This window comes from Pseudomonas sp. WS 5011 (assembly GCF_012985775.1).
Classification (GTDB): Bacteria; Pseudomonadota; Gammaproteobacteria; order Pseudomonadales; family Pseudomonadaceae; genus Aquipseudomonas; species Aquipseudomonas peli.
The window spans coordinates 21,383-37,281 of record NZ_JAAQXA010000007.1 but is presented as its reverse complement, the minus strand read 5'-3'; the positions used below and the strand labels follow the sequence as shown (position 1 = coordinate 37,281).

14 protein-coding genes and 1 pseudogene are annotated in these 15,899 nt (G+C 60.7%); 11 read left to right on the top strand and 4 right to left on the bottom strand.

From position 1 onward, the window contains the following. The first annotated feature begins 100 nt into the window (after nt 1-100). From bioF to HBN63_RS09585, 10 genes and pseudogenes are all read left to right on the top strand, one after another. Nucleotides 101-1,282, top strand: coding sequence for an 8-amino-7-oxononanoate synthase (gene bioF, locus HBN63_RS09630; RefSeq protein WP_170049250.1), 1,182 nt, complete (start codon nt 101-103; stop codon nt 1,280-1,282). Continuing rightward, a complete protein-coding gene (locus tag HBN63_RS09625; protein ID WP_170049249.1) occupies nt 1,275-2,006 on the top strand; it encodes an alpha/beta fold hydrolase in 732 nt (243 codons plus the stop codon). Before bioF ends, HBN63_RS09625 begins: the two co-directional genes overlap by 8 nt. Then, the gene (gene bioC / locus HBN63_RS09620) at nt 1,999-2,805 is read left to right on the top strand and encodes a malonyl-ACP O-methyltransferase BioC (RefSeq protein ID WP_170049248.1); all 807 of its coding nucleotides are present in this window, start codon (nt 1,999-2,001) and stop codon (nt 2,803-2,805) included. The genes HBN63_RS09625 and bioC overlap by 8 nt, the downstream gene beginning before the upstream one ends. A gap of 63 nt (nt 2,806-2,868) precedes the next feature. Continuing rightward, entirely contained in the window at nt 2,869-3,558 is a 690-nt protein-coding gene (gene bioD, locus HBN63_RS09615; protein ID WP_160089516.1) for a dethiobiotin synthase, read from the top strand. Nucleotides 3,559-3,654: 96 nt separating this feature from the next. Next, nucleotides 3,655-3,954, top strand: coding sequence for a hypothetical protein (locus tag HBN63_RS09610; RefSeq protein ID WP_160089514.1), 300 nt, complete (start codon nt 3,655-3,657; stop codon nt 3,952-3,954). Between the two features lie 66 nt (nt 3,955-4,020). Beyond that, nucleotides 4,021-4,800 (top strand): putative metalloprotease CJM1_0395 family protein, encoded by a 780-nt coding sequence (locus HBN63_RS09605; RefSeq protein ID WP_170049247.1) that lies wholly within the window; start codon nt 4,021-4,023, stop codon nt 4,798-4,800. Nucleotides 4,801-4,965: 165 nt separating this feature from the next. Further along, nucleotides 4,966-6,771: a phenylacyl-CoA dehydrogenase gene (locus tag HBN63_RS09600; protein WP_170049246.1), complete on the top strand. Its 1,806-nt coding sequence runs from the start codon at nt 4,966-4,968 to the stop codon at nt 6,769-6,771. A gap of 172 nt (nt 6,772-6,943) precedes the next feature. Further along, a pseudogene (locus HBN63_RS09595) lies at nt 6,944-8,233 on the top strand (GGDEF domain-containing protein). Nucleotides 8,234-8,343: 110 nt separating this feature from the next. Beyond that, nucleotides 8,344-10,140: an acyl-CoA dehydrogenase C-terminal domain-containing protein gene (locus HBN63_RS09590; RefSeq protein WP_170049245.1), complete on the top strand. Its 1,797-nt coding sequence runs from the start codon at nt 8,344-8,346 to the stop codon at nt 10,138-10,140. Nucleotides 10,141-10,311: 171 nt separating this feature from the next. Continuing rightward, complete coding sequence (locus HBN63_RS09585) at nt 10,312-12,090, top strand: acyl-CoA dehydrogenase C-terminal domain-containing protein (RefSeq protein WP_170049244.1); 1,779 nt, start codon at nt 10,312-10,314, stop codon at nt 12,088-12,090. A gap of 84 nt (nt 12,091-12,174) precedes the next feature. On the opposite strand, the gene HBN63_RS09580 is transcribed toward HBN63_RS09585, so the two are convergent. The 4 genes from HBN63_RS09580 to HBN63_RS09565 all read right to left on the bottom strand — a co-directional run bounded on the left by HBN63_RS09580 (nt 12,175) and on the right by HBN63_RS09565 (nt 15,099). Continuing rightward, on the bottom strand, nt 12,175-12,831 hold the full coding sequence (locus HBN63_RS09580; RefSeq protein WP_170049243.1) for an endonuclease: 657 nt from the start codon (nt 12,829-12,831) through the stop codon (nt 12,175-12,177). A 486-nt stretch (nt 12,832-13,317) separates the two neighbouring features. Further along, nucleotides 13,318-13,605, bottom strand: coding sequence for a PaaI family thioesterase (locus HBN63_RS09575; RefSeq protein WP_262498928.1), 288 nt, complete (start codon nt 13,603-13,605; stop codon nt 13,318-13,320). Between the two features lie 28 nt (nt 13,606-13,633). After that, nucleotides 13,634-14,512: an alpha/beta fold hydrolase gene (locus HBN63_RS09570; protein ID WP_090255091.1), complete on the bottom strand. Its 879-nt coding sequence runs from the start codon at nt 14,510-14,512 to the stop codon at nt 13,634-13,636. Further along, complete coding sequence (locus HBN63_RS09565; protein ID WP_170049242.1) at nt 14,509-15,099, bottom strand: TetR/AcrR family transcriptional regulator; 591 nt, start codon at nt 15,097-15,099, stop codon at nt 14,509-14,511. Before HBN63_RS09565 ends, HBN63_RS09570 begins: the two co-directional genes overlap by 4 nt. 194 nt (nt 15,100-15,293) lie before the next feature. On the opposite strand from HBN63_RS09565, the gene HBN63_RS09560 reads away from it, so the two are divergent. Continuing rightward, nucleotides 15,294-15,890: a LemA family protein gene (locus HBN63_RS09560; RefSeq protein WP_090255095.1), complete on the top strand. Its 597-nt coding sequence runs from the start codon at nt 15,294-15,296 to the stop codon at nt 15,888-15,890. Nucleotides 15,891-15,899 lie beyond the last annotated feature (9 nt).

The following is a 15,899-nucleotide window of genomic DNA, read 5'->3' as shown; positions in this document are numbered from 1 at the left end:
TTTATGCAGGAGCCCGTTTGCGGCGGTTCGGCCTCTCGGTGATCGCTGCAGATCGCTAATGGATCGGGTCTTAGCAAACGAGTTTCTGTCAGGTCTGCCTATGCCCTTCGATCTATCCGCTCGCCTCGCTGAGCGCCGCGCTGCCAACCTCTATCGCCAACGCCCGCTGCTGGAATCACCGCAGGGGCCGCTGGTGCAGGTCGATGGTCGGCAGCTGCTGGCCTTCTGTTCCAACGACTACCTCGGCCTGGCCAATCATCCGCAGGTCATCGAAGCCTGGCGCGCTGGCGCGGAGAAATGGGGTGTGGGCGGCGGTGCCTCGCATCTGGTGATCGGCCATAGCACCCCACATCACCAGCTCGAAGAAGCACTGGCCGAGTTCACCGGACGCCCTCGCGCGCTGCTGTTTTCCACCGGCTATATGGCCAACCTCGGTGCAGTCACCGCGCTGGTGGGGCAGGGCGATAGCGTGCTGGAGGATCGCCTTAACCACGCATCCCTGCTGGATGCCGGCTTGCTCAGCGGCGCGCGGTTTTCCCGTTACCTGCATAACGATGGCGTCAGCCTGGCCAATCGCCTGCGTAAGGTCATCGGTAATACCCTGATCGTCACCGACGGCGTGTTCAGCATGGACGGCGATCTGGCTGATCTGCCTTCACTGTGCGCTGAAGCGCGCCGTGCCAATGCCTGGGTGATGGTCGATGATGCCCACGGTTTTGGTCCACTGGGCGCCACCGGCGGCGGCATTGTCGAGCACTTCGGCCTGGGCCTGGATGATGTGCAGGTGCTGGTCGGCACCCTGGGCAAAGCTTTCGGTACGGCTGGTGCCTTTGTCGCCGGCAGTGACGACCTGATCGAAGCCTTGGTGCAGTTCGCCCGCCCCTATATCTACACCACCAGTCAGCCGCCGGCGCTGGCCTGCGCCACCCTGCAAAGCCTGGAATTGCTGCGCAGCGAGCACTGGCGGCGTGAGCACCTGAACGCCCTGATTAAGCGTTTCCGCGAAGGTGCGCAGGCCATCGGTCTTGAGCTGATGGACAGTGCCACGCCGATTCAGCCGATTCTGATCGGCGACAGCGGTCGCGCCATGCAGCTGTCGCAAATGCTGCGCGAGCGCGGTCTGCTGGTGACGGCGATTCGTCCGCCTACCGTACCCGCCGGCAGTGCACGTTTGCGCGTCACCTTGTCCGCCGCGCACAGCCTGGAACAGTTGGAGCTGCTGCTGGAGGCTCTGGCTGAATGCTGGCCACTGCTGGCTGGTGAGGCGGCCGTACATGCGTGATCGACTGATTTTGCTGCCCGGCTGGGGGCTGGGCACTGCGCCCTTGCAGCCGCTGGCCGAGGCTTTGCGCGGCCTCGATCCGCGCTTGCAGGTGCAGGTCGAGCCGCTGCCCTTATTGATTTCTAACGACCCAGCCGACTGGCTGGACGAACTCGACGCCAACCTGCCAGAGGACGCCTGGCTTGGCGGCTGGTCCCTCGGCGGCATGCTTGCCGCTGAGCTGGCAGCGCGTCGGGGTGAACGTTGCAGCGGTCTGCTGACCCTGGCCAGTAACCTGCGTTTTGTCGCCGAGCCAAGCTGGTCTGCGGCTATGCCCGCCGAGACGTTTAAGGCTTTCCGTCAGGGCTGCGCTGCTGATGCGTCCGCTACCCTGAAGCGTTTCTCCCTGCTTTGCGCCCAAGGCGCTGTGGATGCCCGTGGCCTGTCGCGGCAGTTGCTTGGCGCGGCTCCGTTGCTGCAGTCCGTGACTCTGTTGGCCGGGCTGGATCTGCTTGCCAACCTGGATACGCGGACCTCGTTACAGACCTTTGCCGGCCCACAACTGCATCTGTTCGCAGGCGCCGATGCACTGGTTCCTGCAAGCGCCGCGCAAGCCTTGCTGGAGTTGTTGCCAGATGTCGAAGTCGGCCTGATTGATAACGCCAGCCACGCCTTTGCCCTTGAGCGCCCGCATGAAATTGCGGCGGCGATTCAGGCCTTTCTGCATGAGGCCGGTGATGACTGACCTGGCCAATGATCCTCTCGGCGGCCTGCCGGACAAGCGCCAGGTAGCGGCATCCTTCTCCCGCGCGGCGGAAAGCTACGACAGCGTGGCGGCTCTGCAGCGCAACGTGGGTCAGCAGTTGCTGGCGCAGTTGCCGGCAGCGATCAGTCCGGTGCGTTGGCTCGACCTGGGTTGTGGCACCGGTTATTTCAGTCGTGCGCTGGGTGAGCGTTTTCCGGCCAGCCAGGGCGTGGCTGTGGACATCGCCGAGGGCATGCTGCAGCACGCTCGGCCGCTGGGCGGCGCGCAGCAGTTTATTGCCGGCGATGCCGAGCGCCTGCCGTTGCGCGATGCGTCCTGCGACCTGCTGTTTTCCAGCCTGGCCTTGCAGTGGTGCGCGAATTTTTCCGCCGTGCTTAGCGAAGCCGAGCGTGTGTTGCGCCCTGGCGGCGTGCTGGCGTTTAGCAGTCTGAGCGCTGGCACCCTGCAGGAGCTGCGCGACAGCTGGCAAGCGGTGGATGGCTTTGTCCACGTCAACCGCTTCCGCCGTTTCGAGGATTACCAGCGCCTGTGCGCTGGTAGCGGGTTGACCTGTGTAAGCCTGCAAACCACCCCGGAAACCCTGTACTACCCCGATGTACGCAGCCTGACCCATGAACTGAAAGCCCTCGGCGCGCACAACCTCAACCCCGGTCGGTCCGGCGGTTTGACGGGGCGAGCGCGCATGCTGGCGCTGCTTAACGCCTATGAGCAGTTCCGTCAGCCACAAGGCCTGCCAGCGACCTATCAGGTGGTTTACGGCGTATTGCGCAAGGGTTGAGATAAGCCCCGCTTGCCCAGAGTTACTTTAGAACGTAGCCAATACCCCTCGTCAGAGATCGCTATGAGCCAAGCATTTTTCGTTACAGGCACCGACACCGAAATTGGCAAAACCACCATCGCCGCCGGGCTGCTGCACGCGGCACGAATGGCGGGTTTGTCGACTGCTGCGGCCAAACCGGTGGCATCCGGCTGCGTGCGCACAGTGGATGGCCTGCGCAACGACGACGCCCTGGCATTGCTCGGCGAATGCACCCTGGCGCTGCGCTATGAAGAGGTCAATCCGCTGGCCTTCGAGCCGGCGATTGCCCCGCATCTGGCGGCGCGTGAGGTGAGTGTATTGCTGGATGTTGCCGCGTTGCAGGGGCCGGTGCAGGCAATTCTGGACAAGCAGGCGGACTTTACTTTGGTCGAGGGGGCGGGTGGCTGGCGGGTGCCGCTGGCCGGTCAGGAAGCCCTGTCGGACCTGGCGATTGCTTTGCAGTTGCCGGTGATTCTGGTGGTCGGCGTGCGCCTGGGCTGCATCAATCAGGCGCTGCTCACTGCCGAGGCCATCCTGCGTGACGGCCTTCTGCTGGCGGGCTGGGTGGCCAATCTGGTCGATCCTCAGACCTCCCGGCTTGAGGACAATCTGGCCACCCTGGCCGAACGGCTACCAGCCCCCTGTCTGGGCTATGTTCCGCGCCTGGCCGAAGCCACGCCGGCTGCGGTTTCTGGCTACCTCAACCTCGATCTATTGCACCGCGCGCTATAAGCAGGCCAAGTGCCATAGCTTTTTGCTTGTACGTTTTTCGAGCAACTTCTGCTTCAATTGAAGCTGTTAGTGGTTTGCCATAGCGGGAGCTTGGACATGGAAATTTCAGGAAGCGCCTTCAACTCGGGCATCAGCACCATTCAGTCTGGCCAGCGCCGGGTCGATCAGGCTGCGGCGGATATCGCCAGCAATGCGCTGGGTCCGCAACCGCAGCCCACTTCTGCGCCGCCGGCTAATCAGGTTAATCCTTCGCCGAGTTCGGCCGAGCAGACGCGCCCTGATCTGGCGGAAAGCCTGGTCGCTTTGCGCCAAGGTCAAAATGAGGCGGAAGCCGGCGCCAAGGTGGTCAAAACCGCTGACGAAGTGCTCGGTACCCTGATCGATACAACGGCCTGAGTCGCCCGCCCCGAGCGTTCTCATGCCTGGTAATGAGGCATCAACTGCGGGGCGAGGAGTCATTGCATGCAGATTGGCGGCGCATCGTCTTATCCTGCGCCTGCAGCCACGTTACTGCCGGCTCGCTTTCTTGCGTCCAATATTTCCCCTGATGTATCCCCGGACATCACCCGCGCCGCTCAGTCGCCGGTAACCGCCGCCCAGCCACTGGCCGATGAGCAATCGGCTTCGGCGCGTGAAGAAGCGGATAAACCTGCCGACGCCTCGACCAATCCCGAAAACGCGAAAAGCCGCGAAGGCGAGCCCAGCCCTCAGCAGCAGCGTCTTGAGCAACTGGAAATCGCCAAGCTGGTCAGCCGTGATCAGGAAGTGCGCACCCACGAGCAGGCGCATGCCGCCGTCGGTGGCCGCTATGCCGGCGCGCCGAGCTACACCTATGAACGCGGCCCGGATGGCAAACGCTACGCGGTGGGTGGTGAGGTCGGCATCGACACCAGCCCCATTCCGAACGACCCGGAAGCCACCTTGCGCAAGATGGAAGTTGTCATCCGTGCTGCACTGGCGCCCGCAGAGCCCTCTGCGCAGGATCGTCAGGTGGCCGCGCAAGCTCAGTTGCAGATGGCCGAGGCCCGTGTCGAGCTGGCACAACAGCAGCGCAGTGAGGTTGAGGCCGCCCGTGAGGCGCGTGCCGAGCAACGCAGCAAAGAGGAAGAGCCGCAGTCGGACGAGGAAGAGAAATCCACCGCGCCCGCCCAGCAGGATGTGCCACCACCACCTAGTCTTGATCTGTACAAGCAGCTCAGCGGGTTGCAGACGCCGGCCCCGATTGTCGATCTGGTGGCCTGAAGGGCACGTGGGGTGCTTGACATTAAATAGGCATAAACGTATGTTTCAAACGCTTGTTTGATTAGCTCGATTGCCAAGGGGCAGGCGAGCGCCGGGATTGCTCCCGAAACCGACCGAATACCCGGTCACCTACACACTAAGAATCCACCGCAGAGGTTAACCGCTATGCCTGATTACAAGGCCCCCTTGCGTGATATCCGTTTCGTACGCGACGAACTGCTCGGCTACGAAGCGCATTATCAGAGCCTGCCTGGCTGCCAGGACGCTACTCCGGACATGGTCGACGCCATCCTTGAAGAAGGCGCCAAGTTCTGTGAGCAAGTGCTGTCGCCACTGAATCGTGTAGGTGACACTGAAGGTTGCACCTGGTCCCCGGAAGGCGTGAAAACCCCTACCGGCTTCAAAGAAGCCTATCAGCAGTATGTTGAAGGCGGCTGGCCGAGCCTAGCGCACGACGCTGACCATGGCGGCCAAGGCCTGCCTGAGTCGCTGGGTCTGGTGCTGAGCGAAATGGTGGGTTCGTCCAACTGGTCGTGGGGCATGTACCCAGGCCTGTCGCACGGTGCGATGAACACCATTGCCGAACACGGCACCGATGATCAGAAGCACACCTACCTGACCAAGCTGGTTTCCGGCGAGTGGACTGGCACCATGTGCCTGACCGAGCCACATTGCGGTACCGACCTGGGCATGCTGCGCACCAAGGCTGAGCCGCAAGCTGACGGCACCTACAAAGTGTCCGGCACCAAGATCTTCATCTCCGCTGGCGAACACGACATGGCCGATAACATCGTCCACATCGTTTTGGCCCGCCTGCCCGACGCGCCGCAAGGCACCAAAGGTATTTCGCTGTTCATCGTGCCGAAATTCTCGGTCAACGCTGACGGCTCTGTTGGCGCACGCAATGCCGTTTCCTGTGGCTCGATCGAGCACAAGATGGGTATCCACGGTAACGCCACCTGCGTGATGAACTTTGACGGCGCCACCGGTTTCCTGATCGGCCCAGCCAACAAAGGCCTGAACTGCATGTTCACCTTTATGAACACGGCTCGCCTGGGTACTGCTCTGCAAGGTCTGGCTCACGCTGAAATCGGTTTCCAGGGTGGTCTAAAGTACGCTCGCGAGCGTCTGCAGATGCGTTCTTTGACTGGCCCGAAAGCGCCGGAAAAAGCCGCTGACCCGATCATCGTCCACCCGGACGTGCGTCGCATGCTGCTGACCATGAAAGCCTTCGCTGAAGGTAACCGTGCGATGGTGTACTTCACTGCCAAGCAAGTGGACATCGTCAAATACAGCAAAGACGAAGCCGAGAAGAAAGCTGCAGACGAACTGCTGGCCTTCCTGACGCCAATCGCCAAAGCCTTCATGACTGAAGTCGGCTTCGAAGCCGCTAACCACGGCATGCAGATCTACGGTGGCCACGGCTTTATCGCCGAGTGGGGCATGGAGCAGAACGTTCGCGACTGCCGTATCTCCATGATGTACGAAGGCACCACCGGTATTCAGGCCCTCGACCTGCTGGGTCGTAAGATTCTGATGACCCAGGGCGGCGCGCTGAAGAACTTCACCAAGATCGTGCACAAGTTCTGCCAGACCAACGAAGCCAACGACGCCATCAAAGGCCTGGTTGAGCCGTTGGCCAAGCTGAACAAAGAGTGGGGCGACATCACCATGAAAGTGGGCATGGCCGCTATGAAAGACCGTGAAGAAGTCGGTGCCGCTTCGGTGGATTACCTGATGTACTCCGGTTATGCCTGCCTGGCTTACTTCTGGGCCGATATGGCTCGCCTGGCTGCTGAGAAGATTGCTGCCGGTGCTGAAGACGAGGCGTTCTACAAAGCCAAGCTGCAGACCGCCAACTTCTACTTCGCCCGTATTCTGCCGCGTACCCGTATGCACGTAGAGGCGATGCTGTCTGGCGCCAACAACCTGATGGACATGGCCGAAGAGAACTTCGCCCTGGGCTACTAAGCCTTCGTCCTTTAGGTCGAAAGAACCGCTGCCCTTGGGCGGCGGTTTTTTTATGGGGCAATTAAAACCCGCCAGCTCGCTTGTCGATTTGTCGTTAGGTTCCGTGCGCAGCGCGCGCGTTACAGGCAAACTGCGCGACGTTATCCACTTTTATCGCGGTGTGGAGCCTGTCTTGTCGCGTCTTGCTGCTGTGCGCTTCAGTCATTTTCTGCCTTCGCTGCTGCTGCTGCTTGGCGGTGTGCTGTTGGCGCGGTTGGCTGTGCTGAGCGAGTTCTTCACCTCGCTGTTCAACGTGCTGCCCACCCTCCTGCTGTTACTCGGCGGCGCCTTTTGCCTGGTGTATGGCCGCCAACGCGAAGTGTTTCTGCTGCTGACGCTGTACCTCGCTTACTTCCTGCTGGATAGCTAGGTTGATCATTTTCGTGCCACAGGGCAGGTTCGCAGTGATGCGGCGCTGATCTTCCATCTGTGCAGCCTGTTGTTGCCGCTGCTCTACAGCCTCTACGCGGCCTGGCAGGAACGTACCCATCTGCTGCAGGACCTGATTGCCCGTGCAGCGGTTCTGCTGGCTGTCGGCGCGGTGGCGGTGGGCCTGGCGCAGCGCTTCCCCGATGCGCTGCTGCATTGGTTATCGCGTGTGCGCTGGCCGGCGTTGCAGGTTGAGTGGTTGACGCTGGTGCAGCTGGCTTATCCGGTGTTTATCCTCGGCCTGATCCTCCTGGCAGTGCAGTACCTGCGGGCGCCACGGCCGTTGCATGCGGCCCAGCTGCTCGGCTTGTGCGGCGTGCTGTGGATGTTGCCGAACACCTTTATCCAGCCCAATGCGCTGAATGTGATGAGCAGTCAGGTCATGCTGATACTGGTGGCAGCCTTGGCTCACGAGGCCTATCAGATGGCCTTCCGTGACGAGCTTACGGGCCTGCCGGGACGACGTGCACTGAATGAGCGCTTGCAGCGCTTGGGCCGCAGTTATGTGATCGCCATGGCCGACGTCGATCACTTCAAGAAATTCAACGACACCCATGGTCACGATGTCGGTGATCAGGTGCTGCGCCTGGTCGCCGCTCAGCTACGCAAGATCGGGGGCGGAGGCAAGGCCTACCGCTATGGCGGCGAGGAATTCACCCTGGTGTTCCCCGGCAAGACGCTTGAAGAGTGCCTACCCCACCTTGAAGTCGTGCGCCAGGCCATTGAGACCTACCGCATTCAGTTGCGCGACAAACAGCAGCGCCCGAAGGACGACAAACAAGGGCGGGCTCGGCGGGCTGGCAGCGCGGCCAACCAGGTGTCGGTGACAGTCAGCATGGGCGTGGCTGAACGCGGGGTGGAACAGCGTAATCCGGATGAGGTGCTCAAGGCCGCTGATCAGGCGTTGTATAACGCCAAGGGCGCCGGGCGTAACTGTGTACGCAGTTACGGCCAGCGTCGTGGTGCGGTCAAGCTGGATAACGTGCGGGGTTAAACGCGCCGGCTAATGGCAGTGTATTCAGCATTTGCACGGTGATTGTTGGCGCGCCGCATGAGCCGTAGCGTAGTGCGCTAACCCACGCTCTAGCTGACGGAGAACCCAGCATGCCCGAGTACAAAGCCCCCCAGCGCGATATGCAGTTTCTGATCGACGAAGTTTTCGATTTTCACGCGAGCTATGCCGCGATGGGTGCCAGCGATGCCACCCCGGACATGGTCAGCGCCATTCTGGCCGAGGGTGCCAAGTTCTGTGAGCAGGTGCTGGCGCCATTGAATCGCTCAGGCGATGAAGAAGAGTGCCAGATTAACAATGGCGTGGTGACCACGCCTGCCGGCTTCAAGGAAGCCTTTGCCCAGTATGTGGAGGGCGGCTGGAATGGGCTCTCCGCTGATACGGCCTACGGTGGTCAAGGGTTACCGTCTTCATTGGGGTTAATCATCAGCGAGATGGTGGGTTCCAGTAACCTGTCCTGGGGCATGTACCCGGGCCTGACTCACGGCGCCATGTCGGCCATTCATGCCCATGGCACCGAAGCACAGAAACAAATTTACCTGAGCAAACTGACCGAAGGCCGTTGGACTGGCACCATGTGCCTGACTGAAGCCCACTGCGGCACCGACCTGGGGCTGATTAAAACCCGCGCCGTGCCTCAAGCCGATGGCAGCTATGCGGTAACCGGCAGCAAGATCTTTATCTCGGCTGGCGAGCACGACATGAGCGAAAACATCGTGCACCTGGTCTTGGCCAAGCTGCCTGACGCGCCGGCGGGCACCAAAGGCATCTCGCTGTTTATCGTGCCCAAGTTCCTGCCAACCGCTGAAGGTCAGGCCGGGGCACGCAATGGCGTCAGCTGCGGCTCGATCGAACACAAGATGGGCATCAAGGCCTCGGCCACCTGCGTGATGAACTTCGACAGCGCCACCGGTTACCTGATCGGCGAGGCCAACAAAGGCCTTAACTGCATGTTCACCATGATGAACCATGCGCGCCTTGGCACCGGTATGCAGGGGCTGTGTCTGGGTGAAACCAGCTTCCAGGGCGCGATCAAGTACGCGACTGATCGCCTGCAAATGCGTGCGCTGACCGGGCCGAAAGCCCCGGATAAGGCCGCCGACCCGATCATCGTGCACCCTGATGTGCGACGCATGCTGCTGACCATGAAGGCGTTCAACGAAGGCAACCGTGCGCTGGCCTATTTCACCGCACAGCTGATCGACCAGGCCCACAGCGGTACCAATGCCGAACAGCGTGAGGAAGCCGAGAACCTACTGGCCTTTTTGACGCCGATCTGCAAAGCCTTTATGACCGAAACTGGCCTGGAGGTTACCAACCATGGCATGCAGGTATTCGGTGGCCACGGGTTTATCCGCGAGTGGGGCATGGAGCAGCTGGTGCGCGACTGCCGTATTGCCCTGATCTACGAAGGCACTAACGGTATCCAGGCCCTCGACCTGCTGGGGCGCAAGGTGCTGAGTAGCCAGGGTAAGTTGCTGCGCGGGTTTACCAAAATCGTGCATAAATTCTGCGAAGCGCAGGTCGAGCATCCGCAGCTCAAGGGCTATGTCGCTCAGCTGGCCACGCTGAATCAGCAGTGGGGCACACTGACTCAGAAAATTGGCATGGCGGCCATGAAGAACCCGGACGAAGTCGGGGCGGCGTCGATGGACTACCTGATGTACTCCGGCTACGTCATCCTGGCCTACTTCTGGTTGCGCATGGCGCTGGTCGCCGAGCAGCAGTTGGCGGCGGGCGCGAGTGATGCTGCGTTCTATCAGGCCAAGTTGGCCACCTGCGAGTTTTACTTCAAGCGCTTGTTGCCGCGTACCGCGACTCACCTGGCCGGTGCCGAAGCCGGCAGTGAATGCTTGATGCGTTTGCCCGCCGAGCATTTCGCGCTCTGACGGACGGTAGGTGCAGGTAAAGGCCCGCCAGTTGGCGGGTTTTTACTGTGTGTGGCCGAATGAATGAGTTGTGACTGTTCAGTCTGTACGCGACGCTATGTGTCTAAAAAGTTGTTCGGTTAGACTTTCTGTACATCTGTATACCTGTTGCTTCGCTCGAGGATTTACCCCATGGCCGACTACAAAGCTCCCCTGCGCGATATGCGCTTCGTGCTCAATGAAGTGTTTGAAGTTTCCAAGCTGTGGGCCCAGTTGCCGGCCCTGGTTGAAGTGGTTGATGAAGACACGGCTGCGGCCATTCTCGAAGAAGCGGGCAAAGTCACCGGCGGCGTCATTGCTCCGTTGAACCGCAGCGGTGACGAAGAAGGCTGCTCCTGGGCCGATGGTGCGGTGAAAACCCCTGCCGGCTTCCCTGAGGCTTACCAGACCTACGCCGATGGCGGCTGGGTTGGTGTTGGTGGTGATCCGGTATTCGGCGGCATGGGCATGCCCAAGGTGATTTCGGCCCAGGTCGAAGAAATGGTCAACTCGGCCAACCTGTCCTTTGGCCTGTACCCGATGCTGACCGCCGGTGCTTGCCTGTCGATCAACGCCCATGCCAGCGAAGAGCTGAAAGAAAAATACCTGCCAAACATGTACTCCGGTGTTTGGGCGGGCTCCATGTGCCTGACCGAGCCGCATGCAGGCACCGACCTGGGCATCATCCGCACCAAGGCTGAGCCGCAAGCTGACGGCAGCTTCAAGATCTCCGGCACCAAGATTTTCATCACCGGCGGTGAGCATGACCTGACCGAAAACATCATCCACCTGGTGCTGGCCAAGCTGCCGGACGCACCGGCTGGCCCGAAAGGCATCTCGCTGTTCCTGGTGCCGAAAGTCATGGTCAATGACGACGGTTCGCTGGGTGAGAAAAACGCCCTTTCCTGCGGCTCGATCGAACACAAGATGGGCATCAAGGCTTCCGCCACCTGCGTGATGAACTTCGACGGCGCCACCGGCTGGATCGTCGATGCGCCGAACAAAGGCCTCGCCGCGATGTTCACCATGATGAACTACGAGCGTCTGGGCGTTGGCATTCAGGGCCTGTCCCTGGGTGAGCGCAGCTACCAGAACGCTGTGGAATACGCCCGCGACCGTATCCAGAGCCGTGCGCCGACCGGCCCGGTGGCTAAAGACAAAGCCGCTGATCCGATCATCGTGCATCCGGACGTGCGCCGCATGCTGCTGACCATGAAAGCCCTGAACGAAGGCGGCCGTGCCTTCTCCAGCTATGTGGCTATGCAGTTGGACACCGCCAAGTACAGCGAAGACGCCACCACCCGCAAGCGCGCGGAAGAACTGGTCGCCCTGCTGACGCCCGTGGCCAAAGCCTTCCTCACCGACATGGCGCTGGAAACCACCGTGCACGGCCAGCAAATCTTTGGCGGCCACGGCTTTATCCGCGAGTGGGGCCAAGAGCAGCTGATCCGCGATTGCCGCATCACTCAGATCTACGAAGGCACTAACGGCATTCAGGCGCTCGACCTGGTCGGCCGTAAAGTGGTCGGCAGCGGCGGTGCGTTCTACAAGCACTTCGCTGAAGAGATCAAAGCCTTCACCGACAGCGCCGATGCCTCGCTGGCCGAGTTCGTTAACCCACTGAAAGACGCCATCGCCAACCTGGAACTGATGACCAGCGACCTGCTGGAGCGCGCCAAGGCCAACCCGAATGAAGTCGGCGCCGCCTCGGTCGAGTACCTGCAAGTGTTCGGTTACACCGCCTACGCCTACATGTGGGCGTTGATGGCCCGTACCGCACTGGCCAAGCAGGATCAGGACGAGTTCTACGTGAGCAAGCTGGGTACCGCGCGTTTCTTCTTCGCCCGCCTGCTGCCGCGTATCCACTCCCTGACCGCGTCGGTCAAAGCCGGTAGCGAGTCACTGTACCTGCTGGATGCTGCGCAGTTCTAAGGCGTTCGGTATGACAAAAAAACCGGCCTTAGTGCCGGTTTTTTTGTGCCTGGGATCAGCGCTCAGCGGCTGTGTGCGGGGCTCTCAGTTATTGATCAACTGCTCAACCAGTTCCGGATTGTCGATAAAGCGGTTACGCGTCCCTTGCAGGCTGGCAATCTTGTCGTTGCGCGCTTTTTCCTCGGCATCGGGTGGGTCCATCTGGTGCCACTTCTTGTACACCTGCACCTGACCAACAATCGGCAGGGCATATTCCACGTGCATATAGAAAATCGCCCTGGCCACATTGCCCTTGGCTTCATCGCGCGGCTCCACTAGCTGGAAGCTGGTTTTCATGTCGCAGCCGATGTCGTCGAACTTGCTCGGCACGCTGTCATCTAGCTCACCGAACTGCGCATTGCGCCGAACCAGTTCCACGCGGGTGAGTGCTGGGTAGAGGTTGTGCAGGTCCGAAGCCATGAAGACGTAACGCGGGTTCATGATTCCGCACTGACGGTCGGTGATGCAGCGCAGCGAGCTTTTCAGCTGTTTGCTGCTGTATATCGGGCTGGCTTTGAGTTGGCCACTTTCTTCCGTGAAGGCTTTGCCGCAATACAGTGTGTTGCCACCCTGGCCATACAGCTGACTCCAGAATAACTGCGTCGCGGCCTTGGGATCAGAAAGCTGGTTTTGCCCGTTGGCGGATGCCAGTGAGCTGAGGGTGGCTGTCAGGCAGCCGATGGCGAAAAGCAATGAGCGCATGTGTGGCCCCAGTGACCGCCGTTGACGGGGTCTGTTGTTTTTGTAAGACAAGATCGAGTCTAACAAGACCTGCGTCACAAAATAAAGCCGAGCGTTTGCTCGGTTTTATCCAGGAAGTGGCTGTGTAGGCTATGGCTTACACGGCGTGCTGCAGATCGCCACTATGCCGAGTTCCTCGCGCTGGCTAATCTGCTCCCCGTGGACGTCGCGCAGGAAGCGCACTTTAGCAACAAGGATACTTGGGACAGCTGCCAGGACGGCAAGCAGATCAAGGATGTCAGCAAACAGTCTGCAAAGACCCCGCAATGCGGGGTTTTCTTTTTTATGGCGTTCGCCAAACCGCAGAACCCTTCTAGACCTACCGAGCCTATTGCGTGACTACGCTGAATACCGCGCTGGCACGGGCAATCCGCACTGACTCAACCACAACGTAGCAATTGGCAAACGCCAGGCTTTTGCCGACCTTTTGCACATCGGTTTCCAGGGTTATCCAGTCGCCGCGTTTGGCGGTGCCGCGTAGTCGATGGTCAGGCTGCTGGTGACGATCGGTGTGGGCGGTTCCTGGGCGAAGGCGCTGTTATAGCCCAGTGCTACGTCGGCCAGACTGCTGAGCACGCCGCCATGCACCAGACCGCGAGCGTTGCAGTGTTTCTCTTCGGCCCATAAGCCAATCACCAGGCCCTTATCGGTACGCTGGTTGTATATGGGCCCCAGCAAATCGAGAAAGGGGCTGCTGCGAAACAATGGGGTAAAGCCCTCGGGAACCATGCTCATCAGCGATACCTTCTGTGTTGTGGGCTCTTCAGGCGGCCTGTCGCTGCGCCTGCAACGCGGCGAACCAGTTCAGTGTTTCATCCCACAACGCCTGCGCCGCAGGACGGAAGTAGCCCATATGGCCAATGGCGCCGATGCTGGCGGCTGAATCGATGGTGCGCGCTTGATAGGGTGCGGCGCTGTAAGCCGCCATAAAAGCATCACGCGAGGCGGGCGGGGCCCACAGGTCATCCAGGGCATTGGCGGCAATGATCGGCGTGCTGACCTTGGCAAAGCGCTCGGCCAGGCCCGGCATCTGCGGGTCCTCGAAGAAGTAGCGCGGGTAGCGGCACCAGCGCTTCCACTGGGTGTAGACCCCCAGCGGCAAATCCTCGCCCATGCCCAGGGTGCTCCAGGCCAGGTAGCCTTTGTAACGGGTCATCAATGGGCCAATCAGGCGCCACATAGTCAGCACGCGCAGCTGCTCGGTCTTGGGCATCCAGCCGTGCCAGCCAGCACCGGTGCCGAAGGTGTAGAACCCCTGGACCTGATCATGGTTCGGCAGCAGGCCAAAGGCATGTCCGCCAAAGGAGTGACCGACCATATACAGCGGTCGTTGTGGGTGGCGGTGTTGGTCGACTGCGGCCGCCAGATCGAGGTGCGCCCAGTCCAGATAATCCATAGCAAAGCCGCGCAGGCTGGCCGGTTTCGATTGACCGATGCCGCGATAATCGAGGGTCAGGGTGCTGTAACCGCGCTGCGCGGCATATTCGGCAAAGCGTCGATAGAAACCCTGGGGCACGCCGGTGGCGCCGGCAATCACCAGCTGCGCGACCGGTTCCGGGGCGTGATAGAGCGTGGCGGTCAGCGGGTAACCGTCGAGTGCTGGCAACTGCACGGTCTCGCTAAGAATGGCTGGGGTATTCATGGGCGGACTCCTCCCGGAAGCTGTTCGCGGGTCAGGTTGAACAGGGCAGTGGCGGCGCGCTTGAGCGGCTCGCTGCTGCCGGCCACGCGGGCTTGCAGCAGCCCGCCTTCATACAGCGCGACAAACAGCGCGGCGAGGTTATCGGCCTGTTCGCTGGGGTAACCGTAGGCGTGCAGTTGCTGGCTCAGTGCCTGGCGCACAGCGGTGAAGCTGCGCTGCAGAGCGGCGCGGATTTCTACATCCTCCGGGCCGCTTTCCAGCGCGATGGTGGCCAGCGGGCAGCCACGCTCAAACTGGCTGTTCTCCAGCTGCTGCAGTGCACCTTGCAACCAGTGGTGCATGGCCTTGAGTGGGTCGCTTCGTTGGCTGAAAAGTTGGGCAAACAGGCTGTCGATAGTGCGGCTGATGTGGTCAATTGCGGCCACTGCCAGCTCGCTTTTACCGCCGGGGAAGTGGTGATAGAGGCTGCCCTTGGGCGCTCCGGCAATGTCCAAAAGCTCATTCAGACCAACGCCATGCAGCCCCTTGCGTTGCAAGGCGTCGGCCATGGCGTGAATGAGCTTGTCGCGGGTCGAGATCTTTTTCATGGGCTAAATATATAGACCGGTCGGTCTACTTTGCCAAGGGTTTTCTGCCTCATAACCGGGCGATATGACGTGGCATCAGTTGGATTGGTCGCGTGCCTGCCCTGGGTGTGCGACCCGCGTGCAGCGGTGAGCAGTCGCTTCACCGCTTTTCCGCTACCATCTGCGTTCTTTCGCATGCTGATAAGGATTTCCCCATGTCCATTTCCACGCTGATTTTCTTGGCGGTTCTCGCGGCACTGATTTTTTACGTGATTGGTATCTACAACCAGTTGGTGACCCTGCGTAATCGCTTCCAGAACGCCTTTGCGCAGATCGAGGTGCAGCTCAAACGCCGTTATGACCTGATCCCCAATCTGGTGGAAACCGCCAAGGGTTATATGGCGCATGAGCGCGAGACGCTGGAGGCGGTGATTGCTGCGCGCAACAATGCCGTAACCGGGCTCAAGGCAGCGTCCGCGCAGCCGGGCAATGCGCAGAGCATGGCGCAGCTGGGCGGCGCGGAAGGGCTGCTCAATAGTGCCCTGGGCCGTTTGAACGTTACGCTTGAGGCTTACCCGGATCTCAAGGCCTCGGCGAATATGCAGCAGCTCAGTGAAGAGTTGAGCAGCACTGAGAACAAGGTGGCCTTTGCCCGCCAGGCGTTCAACGATGCGGTGATGGCCTACAACACCTACAAGCAGGCATTCCCACCGGTGCTGCTGGCCGCCAGCTTTGGCCACGCCCAGGACGCCAGCCTGTTGGAGTTCGCCGACAGTGCGGCGATTCAGGAAGCGCCGAAGGTGTCGTTCTAAGGATCCCCA